This is a genomic window from Streptomyces termitum, from assembly GCF_014650175.1.
Classification (GTDB): Bacteria; Actinomycetota; Actinomycetes; order Streptomycetales; family Streptomycetaceae; genus Streptomyces; species Streptomyces termitum.
This window is the reverse complement of sequence record NZ_BMUL01000020.1, coordinates 1-12,313: the sequence shown is the minus strand read 5'-3', so window position 1 is coordinate 12,313 and position 12,313 is coordinate 1. Positions and strand designations below refer to the sequence as shown.

The window sequence follows — 12,313 nt, the reverse complement described above, 5'->3', positions numbered from 1 at the left end:
GTCCGTCGTGCTCCGTGACGAGAATGGGGCGGTGCGGTATCTCCTCCTCGGCAGCACCGAGGCCCTCGGCCCCGACGGCACCCCCCTGCCCCTCGGCGGGGCGCGGCTGCGCGCGCTGCTCGCCGCGCTCGCCCTGCGCGCGGGCCGGGCCGTGTCCGTCGGAGAGCTGGTCGAGGACGTGTACGGGGACGAGCCGCCGCTCGACGCGCCCGCCGCGCTCCAGGCCCTCGTCGCCCGGCTGCGCCGGATCCTCGGCCGGGAGGCCGTCGCCGCCACCCCGGGGCCCGGGTACCGGCTCGCCGCGACCGCCGAGGACGTCGACCTGTACGTGTTCGAGCGCCGCGCCGCCGAGGCCGCCGCCCGTCTCGACGCGGGCGACCCGGAGACCGCCGCCGCCCTCCTCCGGGAGGCCCTCGGGCTGTTCCGGGGACCGGCCCTCGCCGACCTCCCCGGCCTGGCGGGCCTCCGCCCCGAGGCCCAGCGGCTGGCCGCCCTGCGCCGTCGGATCGAGGCCGACCTGCGGCGCGGCGCCACCGACGGACTCGTCCCCGAACTCACCGAGCTCACCGCCGTCCACCCGTACGACGAGGGCTTCCGCGCCCAGCTCGTCCGCGCCCTGCGCGCCGAGGGCCGGCACGCGGACGCGCTCGCCGCGTACGAGACGGCCCGCCGCACCCTCGCGGACGCCCTCGGCACCGACCCCGGCCCCGAACTGACCGCGCTCCACAGGGAACTCCTCACCGGAGCCCCGGCCCCCGGCCCCACTCCGGCACGCCCTACTCCGGCACGTCCCGCGCCGGATCGGATCCAGTCTCCGGATCGGATCCAATTCCCAGACCGGATCCAGCCCTCGGATCGGATCCAACTCCCAGACCGGATCCAATCTCCGGATCCCGGCCTCGGCCCCGACCCCGGTCCCCTCCCCGAAGGGGGCAACATCCGTCCCCGGCTCACCTCCTTCGTCGGCCGCGAGCCGGATCTCGCCGCGCTCCGGGAGGACCTCGGCCGCTCCCGGCTCGTCACGCTCACCGGCCCCGGGGGCTCCGGGAAGACCCGGCTTGCCGAGGAGACCGCCCGCCGGGTCGCCGGCCCCGACGCGTGGATCGCCGAACTCGCCCCGCTCGACGACCCCGGGGCGCTGCCCGGCGCCGTCCTCTCCGCGCTCCGCCTCCGCGAGACCAACCTGATCACCCGGGAGGGCGCCCTCCTTCCCGACGACCCCACCGCCCTCCTCGTCGAGCAACTGTCCCGCCGCCCCGGCCTCCTCCTGGTCCTCGACAACTGCGAGCACCTGATCGGCGCCGCCGCCGGTCTGGCCGAGACCCTGCTCGCCCACTGCCCCGGCCTCCGGGTCCTCGCCACCAGCCGCGAGCCCCTCGGCGTCCCCGGCGAGACCGTCCGCCCGGTCGAGCCGCTGCCGCCCGCCCCCGCCCACCGCCTCTTCACCGAGCGGGCCCGCGCCGTCCGCCCCGACGTGGACCGGGACTTCGCGCGGGACGCGGACGCGGCCGGTGCCGTCGCCGAGATCTGCCGCCGCCTCGACGGCCTCCCCCTCGCCATCGAACTGGCCGCCGCCCGGCTGCGGCTGCTCACCCCGCGCCAGATCGCCGACCGGCTCGACGACCGCTTTCGGCTGCTCACCTCCGGAGCCCGCACCCTCCTGCCCCGCCAGCAGACCCTCCGCGCGGTCGTCGACTGGTCCTGGGACCTGCTCGAACCGGCCGAACGCACCCTGCTCCGCCAGGTCTCCGTCTTCACCGGCGGCTGGGACCTCCCGGCCGCCGAAGCCGTCCACGCCCCGGACACGGGCACGGGCAGGGGTATGGGCAGGGGCACGCGCGCGGGCGCGCGGGACGACACCCTCGCGGTCCTCGGCGCCCTCGTCGACAAGTCCCTCGTCGTGGCCGCCCCCACCGACGGCGGCGAGATGCGCTACCGCCTCCTGGAGACCATCCACGAGTACGCCGCCGAGCGCGCCGCCGAGACCCCGGAGTCGCGCGCCGTCGCCGAGGCCGCCCACACCGCGTACTTCACGGCCTTCGTCGAGGAGGCCGAGCCCAAGCTCCGCTCCGGTGAGCAACTGCCCTGGATCGACCGGATGGAGCGGGACCTCGACAACGTGCGGGCCGCCCTCCACCGCGCCCTCGTCACCGCCCCCGCGCGCGCCGCGCGGGGCGGACCCCCGCCCGACGAGGCGGCCGCGATCCGGCTGGTCCTCGCCACCGGCTGGTTCTGGTGGCTGCGCAACCACCGGGCGGAGGGCCTGGCCTGGACCCGGCGCGCCCTCGCCCTCGGCGAGGACCCCGAGGACCCGGCCGACCCGCGCCACTGGCCCCGGATGCACCTGCGGATGCTGTTCTTCTTCCTCGGCATGGAGGACTCCCCCATGCACACCGGGGACTCCCCGGAGGGCCGGGAGGAACTGGCCCTTCTGCGCCGCGTCCGGGACGCCTTCGGTACGGATCCCGGCCCCGAGTCCGCCCGCTTCCCCGGCCTGCTCTGGCCGTTCACCGCCTACCTGACCGAGAAGCCGGACACGGTCCGCGCCTTTCTCGACGCGGGCATCGCCGCCTGCCGCCGTCACGGCGGCCCCTGGGAGCTGGGCGTCAGCCTGATGTTCCGCACCCACATGATCGTGGACATGCCCGGCGGCATGGCGGGCGTCGACGACGACCTCGCCGAACTCCGCGCCCTCTGCCGCCGGGTCGGCGACCGCTGGATGGGCGCCCAGGTCGCCTCGGCCGCCGCGGAGGCGTACCTGATGCGGGGCCGCCTGGCGGAGGCGCGGCAGGCGTACGAGGAGTCGCTCGCCCTCGCCCGGGAGGTCGGCGCCCACGCGGAGACCCCGTTCCTGATGGCCCGGCTCGCCGAGGTGACCTACCGCGAGGGCGACACGGCCACCGCCGAGCGGGACCTCGCCGAGGCCGCCCGGGAGGCCGCCCGGCTCCGCCTCCAGGACGCCCTCGCCTACGTCGACTTCCTGCACGCCGTCCTCGCCCTCGACCAGAACGATCCGGTACGCGCGCGGGCGCTGATCACCTCGGCCGGCGCCCATGTGCGGGCCTCCGCCCCGCCGCCGCACTTCGTCATCGCCCTGGAGGGCTTCGTCGCCCGGATCGACGCGGCCGAGGGCGCGGGCCGCCCCGCCGTCGCCGCGGCCGCCGCCTCGCTGCGCGCCGCCCTCGACGGCCGGTGCGCCGACCTCGTCGTGACCGGCCTCGGGGAGGGGACCGTCTTCGCCCTGCACCGGGCGGGCGCGGCGGAGCTCTGCGCGCGGGTGGCCGCCGCCGTGGACGGCTGGCGGCGGGACATCCCCCGTTCGGTGCCCGAGCGGCGCGAGGCCGACCTGGTCCGCGCCGCCTGCCGGACCGCGCTCGGCGCCGACGGGCTGGCCGCCGCCCGCGCCGCCGGGACCGGGCTCGGCCCCGGGGACGTCCTCGCGCTGCTGGAGCCGTACCTCTCCGGAGCCGGGGAGGAGCCGGTCAGACGCAGCTGATCCGGGACTCCGCCCAGTCGGCGACGGCGGCCCGCCCGAACGGCGTGTGCTCCTCGACGACCAGCCGGATCGTGGAGCGGCCGGTGATGTCCAGGTGGACGGGGATCGCCGGGTCGCCGGGCCGGACCACGGGCGAGCGCCAGAGCCGCTGTCCGTCGCCGTACACCGAGAAGCGGACCCCGCCGGGGCCGAGCGGCGCGCTCAGGTCGTCGACGCCGACGACCGCGTCGTAGCGGGTGCACTGCCGGTTGAGCCGGATGAGCAGTGAGGACGGGGCGTGCACGCTGACGCCGTACGCGTACGAGGTGTCGCCGATGGACAGGCCGCGGCGCGCCCACATCCAGCTGCCGTCCTCCATGACGACCTCGGGCTTGGTGCCGTCGCCGAAGGCCTCGTAGTCCAGCTCGTCCACCTGGTAGACGGCGGGCGGCGGCGGGGGAGGCGGCGGCGTCGTGGGCGGGGGCGTCGGCTTCGGGGTGGGCGTCGGGCTCGGCGGCGGTGTCGTCGGCCGGGGCGTCGGCTTCGGGGACGGCTTCACCACCGGCTTCGGCTTCGGCGGCGGGGTGGGTGTCGGCTTCGGCGGGGGCGGCGGGGGCGTCGTCGGCTTCGGGGCGGGCTTCGCCACCGGCTTCGGCGAAGGCGAGGGCGCGGGCGGCGGCGGGGGAGGGGCCGGTGCGGCGGGGGTGGTGACCTGCGGGGCCGGGCGGGGCGCGGCGACCGGCTGCGGGTCGCCGGTCATCGCCCAGACGAGCCCCGCGGCGGCGGCGACGGCCGCGGCGGCGGCGATGCCGACCTTGGCGGGCGCGCCGAGCCCCTCGGCGGCGGCCCCGCCCGAGGCCGCGCCGCCCGTCGTCCCGCCGGTCGCGGCGGCGGCCGCCCCGGCCCCGGCCGCCGCGACGGTGCCGCCCGCGACGACCCCGGCGGCCTTGAGGGCGTACCCGGCGGCGAACCAGCCGATGACGGCGATCGGGAGCAGCGCCGGGATCCCGGCGTTGACGTGGGCGAGTTCACCGGCGGCGAGCCGGCACTTGGCGCACTCGTCCAGGTGCTTGCGCAGGCCGCGCTCGGCCCGCATGCGCAGTCCGCCGCGCGCGTAGGCGCCGAGCCGGTCGGCGTACCGGGCGCAGTCCCCGCCGGCCGTGAGGGACTGGCTGACGTGCGCCTGGAGGTACGCCTGCTTGAGGCCCTCGCGGGCGCGGCTGGCGAGGACGGCGGTGGCGTTGGCGGTCAGGCCGAAGAGGGGGGCGACCTCGCTGGGCGACTCCTCCTCGACGGTGGTGTGCCACAGGACGGCCTGCCAGCGCTCGGGCAGCGAGCGGAACGCCTGCATGGCCAGCGACTGTTCCGCCTCCTGCATGGCCCGGACCTCGGCGCCGAGGTCCATGGTGTCCTGGTCGGACACCTCGGAGGAGCGGGCGGCGTCGGCGGCGAAGACGGCGAAGTCCTCGACGAGGTGCTCGCGCTTCTGGGTCTTGGTCCAGCCCGCGCCGACCCGGCGGACGGTGGTCATCAGGTAGGCGCGGACGGCCTGTTCGGGTCCGGCGCCGCCGCGGACGGCCTGGAGGGTGCGGGCGAAGACCTCGGCGGTGAGGTCGTCGGCGGTGTGGGCGTCCCGGCAGCAGGTGCGGGCGTAGCGGCGGACGGCCTCCGAGTGGCGGCGGAACAGCTCCTCGTAGGCGCTGTCGTCGCCGTCCCGCATGAGCTGGATCAGGTCGGCGTCGGACGGCGGCAGTTCGCGCGGCGGCGGCAGCACCCCCTCGCCGGCCGGGTCGGCCCCGCCGCCCGGCGCGGCGGCGGTGCTGCGGGCGGCCTGGGCCGACAGGGACTCGCGCTGCTGCGGCACGCTCGCTTCGAAGGGTTCCCGCGGCGGATGCGGCGGCGCCCCGGCGGGACCCCCCTGGCTGGGCACCTGGCGGGCGGGCAGGCCCTCGGCCTCGGTGCCGCCGCCCCCGCCCAGCGGATCGTCCCGACCGTCACGGCTCATCGCGGAAGCCCCCGTACGCCTGCCCAGACCCGAACACCGGCCAAGCGTGCCACACCGTGCGGGCAGGCCGAAGCGCCGTGTCCACATACCACCCGTCCGGGGCGACTTCCCGCACCCGGGCGTGACCGCTCACACACGCGTGTCATGCCGTCGGCCCGAACGGACGAACCGGGAGACTCCCGCCGCCCGGCCCGTACCGGCCGGAAAGCACCCCTGCCCGTGCCGACTCCCTGAAGAAGAGCCCGAGCGGGACGGCGGGACCCCGTGCGGGAGCCGCGAAGGCCCCCGTCACGTCACCGGGAGCGCAGGCCCTCCAGGAGGATGTCGAGGAGCCGGGCCGAGGCCGCCGCCTGCTGGGCGGCGTCCGGCAGCGCGGGCGCCGCGGTCGCGATGACCAGCAGCACGTCGGCCACGGTCACGTCCGTCCGCAGCTCGCCCGCCTCCCGGGCCCGGTCGACCAGCCGGCCGACGACCTCCAGGAGCTCTCCGGCCCCCGCGTCGTCCCGCTCGTCCACGGGCACCGCGCGGGGCGCCACCACGCGCGCGTCCGCCTGCTCGGCCAGCCCGCGCTGGTACGGCACCCGGGCCGCGCCCTCGCCGTCCTCCTCCGCCACGGCCGGGGTCTCGTCGACACCGACCCGCAGCACCTGCGGCGGCAGCAGCCGCCCGGCGCCCGAGGCGACGGAGGTGCGCAGGAAGCGGGAGAGCGCCGACCACGGCTCGTCCTCCTGGCCGAGGGCGGCCCGCGCCTGCTCGGTGAGGCGCGCGGTCTCCTCCTCGGCTATCCGCCGGACCAGCACGTCCTTGCTGGGGAACCGCCGGTAGACCGTGCCGACGCCGACGCGCGCCCGCCGGGCCACGTCCTCCATCGGCGCGCCGTACCCGAGTTCGCCGAAGACCTCGCGCGCGGCGCGGAGCACGTGCTCCAGGTTCCGCTGCGCGTCGACCCGCAGCGGGGCCGCGCGGCCGCCCGCCACCGGGCCGGTCACGACCGTGCCCGTGCCGGAGACGGTCCCGCCGAGCGTGCCCACGGCCGACGCGGGGGCCGTGCCCCGGTCGTCCTGGGGCACTCCGACGACGGACTGCCACCGAGAATCCTGAATCTGCATAAGCGTTCCCCCGCTCATGATCGTCTCCCCCCGGAGACTCCCCGCCCTGACACGGGATCCTCGTCCGGCTGTGCGCGATCGGTCCGCGCGCACGCCGGAACCGGCACCCCGACGAACTACGAACATAGTTGAGTCGGAGTCAATTCAGAAGGGGGAGTTCCGTACGGTGCGCCCCCCGATCGGAGCAAGGCGCCGAAGCCACCGGTTTCCCACCCCCTGCCCCGTCGGCCCCGCCCGCCGTGACCTGCGCCGTTGCGCGCGCCCGTGCCGCGCGCGCCGCCCCGCGCCTCCACACCCCTCCGGTCACACAATTCGCCGGGCCTGTGGACAAACACCGGACGGCGATGCCTCATGGGACGGTGACCGAACCTGCGCGCATTCTCGTGGTCGGCGGTGGATACGTCGGCATGTACACCGCGCTGCGCCTCCAGCGGCAGCTCAGGGCGGAACTCGACGCGGGCACCGTCGAGATCGTGGTGGTCACCCCCGACCCGTACATGACGTACCGGCCGTTCCTGCCGGAGGCCGCCGCCGGATCGCTCTCGCCGCGCCACGTCGTCGTCCCGCTCCGCCGCGTACTGGGCCGCTGCCGGCTGCTCATCGGCGCGGTCGAGTCGGTGGACCACGCCCGGCGCACCGCGCTCCTCACCACCCTCGCCACCGACGAGGAGGGCTCGGGCCCGGCCGCCCTCGCCTACGACGAACTGGTCCTCGCCCCCGGCTCGGTCTCGCGCACCCTCCCGGTCCCCGGCCTCGCCGAGCACGGCATCGGCTTCAGGACCGTCGAGGAGGCCATCGGGCTGCGCAACCACGTCCTGGAGCAGATGGACATCGCCTCCTCCACCCGCGACCCCGCCCTCCGCGACGCGGCCCTCACCTTCGTCTTCGTCGGCGGCGGGTACGCGGGCGTGGAGGCGCTCGCCGAACTGGAGGACATGGCCCGGTACGCCACCCGCTACCACCAGAACATCCGCCCCGAGGACCTGCGCTGGGTCCTCGTCGAGGCGGCCGGCCGGATCCTCCCCGAGGTCGGCGACGAGATGGGCCGGTACGCGATCCGCGAACTGCGCGGCCGGAACGTCGACGTCCGCCTGGAGACCCGGCTCGACGGCTGCGAGGACCGGATCGCGGTCCTCAGCGACGGCACCCGGCTGCCGACCCGCACCGTCGTGTGGACGGCCGGGGTGAGACCGGCGCCGCTGCTCGCCGCGACCGACCTGCCGCTCGACGAGCGCGGCCGGGTCCGGTGCACCGCCCACCTGACGGTGGAGGGCACGGCGCACGCGTGGGCCGCCGGGGACGCCGCCGCCGTTCCCGACACCACCGCCGAGAAGCCCGGCACCCCCTGCGCGCCCAACGCCCAGCACGCCGTCCGGCAGGCGAAGGTCCTCGCCGAGAACATCGCCGCCTCCCTCCGGGGGCGCCCGCTCAAGGAGTACGCGCACGCGTACGCGGGCTCCGTCGCCTCCCTCGGCCTCCACAAGGGGGTCGCCCATGTGTACGGGCGCAAGATCAAGGGGTATCCGGCCTGGCTGATGCACCGCGCCTACCACCTCAGCCGGATGCCCACGGCCAACCGGAAGGCCCGCGTCCTGGCCGAGTGGACCCTGTCCGGCCTGTTCAAACGGGAGATCGTCTCCCTCGGATCCCTCGAACACCCCCGGGCCGAGTTCGAACTCGCGGCCTCCCCGCCCCCCGACCCCGACCCCGAACAGTCCTCCTGACATCACTGTCAGTGCACTCGTCCACACTGGACGTGTGACCATAGGTGGGCTCACACCTGCACAGCGTGACTCCGCACGGCACCGACACCCCGAGGCATACAGATCCGTGAACTTCACCCGTTGGAGCGCCCGGCTCCCCGGCACGCAGCGCCGCGCGGCGCGGGACGGCGACGGCTCCGTGCCCGCCGCCCGCGGTGAGTACGGTCCGCGGCAGGAGCACCCCGCCGAGGACGGCGGCCCCGGCGAGGTCCCGGCCCTGGAGGACTTTCCCGTCCGGGAGCTCCTCGGCCGCCTCCCCGGCCTCGTCGCCCTCGTGTACGGCCCCGAGCACCGCATCGCGTACGTGAACGAGGCGTACGTGTCCGCGTTTGGCCCCCGTCCCGCCGGGGCCACCGTCGCCGCCACCTGCCCGGAGGCCGAGGAGCTGGGCCTGCTGCCGCTCCTGGACCAGGTCCTGCGCAGCGGCAGGACCCGCACGGTGAAGTCCCGCCGCACCGCCGACGGCGGCTCGTACACGGTCACCTGCCTGCCGGTCGACGGCCCGCGCCCCGACGGCGCCGTCCTCGTCCACGCGGCCGACGTCACCGACCACGCGGACGCCGCCGAGAGGCTGCGGGCGAGCGAGCGCCGGCACCGCGAGACCGCCGTCACCCTCCAGCGCTCGCTGCTGCCGCAGGAGCTGGAGCAGCCCGACGACCTGCGGATCGCCGCCACCTACCAGCCCGGCGTCGCCGACGCGGCCGTGGGCGGCGACTGGTACGACGTGATCACCCTGGGCGCGGGCCGCACCGCGCTCGTCATCGGCGACGTGATGGGCCGGGGCGTGCGGGCCGCCGCCGTGATGGGCCAGCTCCGCACGGCCGTACGCGCGTACGCGCGCCTGGACCTGCCGCCGCACGAGGTGCTCCAGCTGCTCGACGGCCTCGCCGCCGAGATCGACGCCAGCCAGATCGCCACCTGCGTCTACGCGGTCCACGATCCCAACGAGGGCAAGCTCGTCTACGCCTCCGCCGGTCACCTGCCGATCCTCGTCCGGGACCAGGACGGCACGGTCCGCAAGGCCGACGGCGCCACCGGCCCGCCGCTGGGCACCGGCGGCTGGCTGCACTCGTCGGGTTCGGTCGCGCTGCCGCCCGGTTCCACCGCCGTCTTCTACACCGACGGCCTGGTGGAGCGCCGCCGGGAGGACATCGACGAGGGCGTCGACGCGCTGGCCCGCGCCCTCTCGGGCGCGACCGGCACGCCGCAGGTGGTCTGCGACCGGCTGTTGCGCGCCCTGGGGGTGACCGCCGAGCACGACGACGACGTCGCCGTCCTCGTGGTCCAGCATCCGGCGCGCGACGGCGCCGACGCGGAGCTCTTCCACAACGCGGCCCTGGAGCTGCTCGGGGGCGTGGAGGCGGCGCCACGCGCGCGTGCCTTCGCCTCCGGGGTCCTCTCCTCCTGGCGCTTCCCGGTGGAGCTGCGCGATCTGGGCGTCCTGGCCACCAGTGAGCTGGTGGGCAACAGCCTCCAGCACGGCACCCCTCCGATGCGGCTGCGGCTGCGCCGTACCGACCGCCGTCTGATCATCGAGGTCACCGACGGGGACGACCACCTGCCGCGCCGCCGGAGGGCGGAGACGGAGGACGAGGCGGGCCGCGGGATCTCGATCATCGCGACGATCGCCTCGTCCTGGGGGAGCCGCCGCACTCCGGGCGGCGGCAAAGCGGTGTGGTGCGAATTCGCGCTCCGCGACTAGCGCGCGAAAAGGGCGCCTCTTTTTAAAGAGGCGCCCTTGAGGACGTGAAGAGGTGTCCTTATACGGCGGCGGTCTCCTGCGCGGGCTGGTGCTGGGCGACCACCCGCGAGGGCCGCACGGCCAGCGAGGGCTGGTTCTGCACCGGCGTGAGCTGCTTGCCCAGCCGCACCGCGAGCACGGTGACGAGCAGCGAGAACAGTACGAAGGTCACGATGTACGGCCCGTGCAGCGAGGCGCCCATCGGCCCGCCGACGGCCGGCCCGACCGCCAGGGCGAGCTGCTTCACCAGGGCGAAGGCCGAGTTGTACGAGCCCACCATCGACTCCGGCGCCAGGTCGGCGACCAGCGGCGCGACGGTCGGCGACAGCATCGCCTCGCCGAGCCCGAAGAGGGCGTACGTGGAGACGAACGCGGCGGTCGCCATCGCCTGGCTGCCGTGTCCGAGGCCCGCGTACCCGGCGATGATCCACGCCAGGGCCCAGATCAGGCCGACGGCGGCGATGACCCGGGTGCGCTTGCGGCGCTCGACGAACTTGAGCACCAGGAACTGGGCCAGGACGATGACCGCGGTGTTCGCGGCCAGGGCCACGCCGAGCGTCGACGGCGCGATACCGGCGGCCTCGGTGCCGTACGCGGCCAGTCCCGATTCGAACTGTCCGTAGCAGGCGAAGAAGAGGACGAAGCCGAGGACGCAGAGCTGGACCATCGCCTTGTGGGAGAGGAGCGCCCGGATTCCGCCGCCTTTGCCGGCCGCGGCGGGCCGGGTGTCCTGGAGCGCGGCCGAGCCGGCGGTCCGCACGGTGCCGACGACCGCGGCGAGGACCAGGAACATGGCCGCCTCGATCGAGAACAGCAGCAGGAAGCTGCCGGGCCGGTTCACGTCGACGAGCTGGCCGCCGATGAGTCCGCCGACGCCCAGGCCGAGGTTCTGGAGGAAGAACTGGAGCGCGAAGGCCCGGGTCCGCCCGGCGGGCTCGGAGCACCAGACGATCATCGTGGCCAGGGCGGGCTGGAGCACGGCGGTGCCCGCGCCGAGCAGCGCGGCGGCGCCCACCGCCGCCGGGACGCTCGACGCGAGCCCCATGCCGACGGCTCCGACCGCGGCCACCGCGGAGGCGGCCAGCAGCACCGGGACGGGCCCGCGCCGGTCGATCGCCCGCCCGCTGAACGGCAGCACCACGAGCGCGGCCATGGCGAAGACGGCCAGCACCACGCCCGCGGTCGTCGCGCCCAGCCCCCGCACCTGTGCCACGTACACATAGAGGTACGGCACGGTGAAACCGAGTCCGAACGCGCTCAGCGCGCTGCCTGCCTGGATCCGGCGCATCGCAGCGCCCCTCGCCTTGGTCACACTCACCCACTTCGGTCGCGGGTTCAGCCTTGTATGCCTGAACCCTCAAGACTTCAACCCTAAAGTTCGATCCTTAACAGTACACATAGAAGGACTTCAACGCCAACGGATACCGTGGGATACTCGCCCGCATGTCCGACACCCCCGAGCGGTCCGCCTCGCAAGAGCCGCAGGAGCCGACCCTCGATGAGCAGATCGCGGCCTATCAGCGGGAGTACCGAGACCTGGACCCCCAGGTGGAGAAGGTGGTCTCGGCACTCGGCCGGCTGAACCGCCGGATGAACGTGGCGTACGGCCGCCAGCTCGCCGACCTCGGCATCAGCAACGCCGAGTGGGAGGTCCTCAAGACCCTCGTCCTCTCCGGCGCCCCCTACCGGCTGGGTCCGGGGGAGCTGGCGAAGCGCCTCGGCCTCACCCCGGCCGCGATGACGCACCGCATCGACCGCATGGCCGGCGAGGGCCTGGTCACCCGCGACCGCGACGAGAACAACCGTGTCCGCGTGATCGTCGAGCTGACCGACGAGGGCCGTACGAAGTGGCTGGAGGCGATGCGCATGGCCACCGGCTTCGAGGAGGAGCTCCTCCAGGACCTCTCCTCCGAGGAGCGCGGCGCCCTGGGCGACGCCCTGATCCGCCTCCTGCGCCGGGTGGAACTGACCCAGCCCGACGCCGGCGGCCGGCTCACGGACCTCGACTGAGATGTCTCCCAGGAGGGGGTTGACGCTCCCCCTGGGAGACGCGTAGTGTTCTCCGAGTTGTCACGGAGCCGGAACGGTTCTGCGGCAGCCACTCCGCCGCGTCAGCGGCACCTCAATCCAGCACGGTCTCCCTCCCGGGATGAATTTCGGCATGCCGAAATTCAATTCGAAAGGCTCGATTATGAGCCGGTCGGGGAATCCGCTAAGGTT

Annotated in this window: 7 protein-coding genes; 4 read left to right on the top strand and 3 right to left on the bottom strand. The window is 75.3% G+C overall.

The window, feature by feature from the left end:
- The first annotated feature begins 31 nt into the window (after window positions 1–31).
- The gene (locus tag IE219_RS27815; protein ID WP_189982458.1) at window positions 32–3,496 is read left to right on the top strand and encodes an AfsR/SARP family transcriptional regulator; all 3,465 of its coding nucleotides are present in this window, start codon (window positions 32–34) and stop codon (window positions 3,494–3,496) included.
- Here the strand turns inward: IE219_RS27815 and IE219_RS27810 are convergent.
- Complete coding sequence (locus IE219_RS27810; RefSeq protein WP_189982456.1) at window positions 3,483–5,480, bottom strand: sigma-70 family RNA polymerase sigma factor; 1,998 nt, start codon at window positions 5,478–5,480, stop codon at window positions 3,483–3,485. The two genes, IE219_RS27815 and IE219_RS27810, sit on opposite strands and share 14 nt — an antisense overlap.
- Window positions 5,481–5,773: 293 nt before the next feature.
- On the bottom strand, window positions 5,774–6,589 hold the full coding sequence (locus tag IE219_RS27805; RefSeq protein WP_229850074.1) for a TetR/AcrR family transcriptional regulator: 816 nt from the start codon (window positions 6,587–6,589) through the stop codon (window positions 5,774–5,776).
- A gap of 344 nt (window positions 6,590–6,933) precedes the next feature.
- On the opposite strand from IE219_RS27805, the gene IE219_RS27800 reads away from it, so the two are divergent.
- Both IE219_RS27800 and IE219_RS27795 read left to right on the top strand, forming a co-directional pair.
- The gene (locus IE219_RS27800) at window positions 6,934–8,313 is read left to right on the top strand and encodes an NAD(P)/FAD-dependent oxidoreductase (protein WP_189982452.1); all 1,380 of its coding nucleotides are present in this window, start codon (window positions 6,934–6,936) and stop codon (window positions 8,311–8,313) included.
- Between the two features lie 106 nt (window positions 8,314–8,419).
- A complete protein-coding gene (locus IE219_RS27795) occupies window positions 8,420–10,054 on the top strand; it encodes an ATP-binding SpoIIE family protein phosphatase (RefSeq protein WP_189982450.1) in 1,635 nt (544 codons plus the stop codon).
- A 58-nt stretch (window positions 10,055–10,112) separates the two neighbouring features.
- Here the strand turns inward: IE219_RS27795 and IE219_RS27790 are convergent, their stop codons facing one another.
- On the bottom strand, window positions 10,113–11,381 hold the full coding sequence (locus IE219_RS27790; protein ID WP_189982448.1) for an MFS transporter: 1,269 nt from the start codon (window positions 11,379–11,381) through the stop codon (window positions 10,113–10,115).
- Window positions 11,382–11,536: 155 nt separating this feature from the next.
- On the opposite strand from IE219_RS27790, the gene IE219_RS27785 reads away from it, so the two are divergent.
- Window positions 11,537–12,103: a MarR family winged helix-turn-helix transcriptional regulator gene (locus IE219_RS27785; protein ID WP_189982446.1), complete on the top strand. Its 567-nt coding sequence runs from the start codon at window positions 11,537–11,539 to the stop codon at window positions 12,101–12,103.
- The last annotated feature ends 210 nt before the right edge of the window (window positions 12,104–12,313 follow it).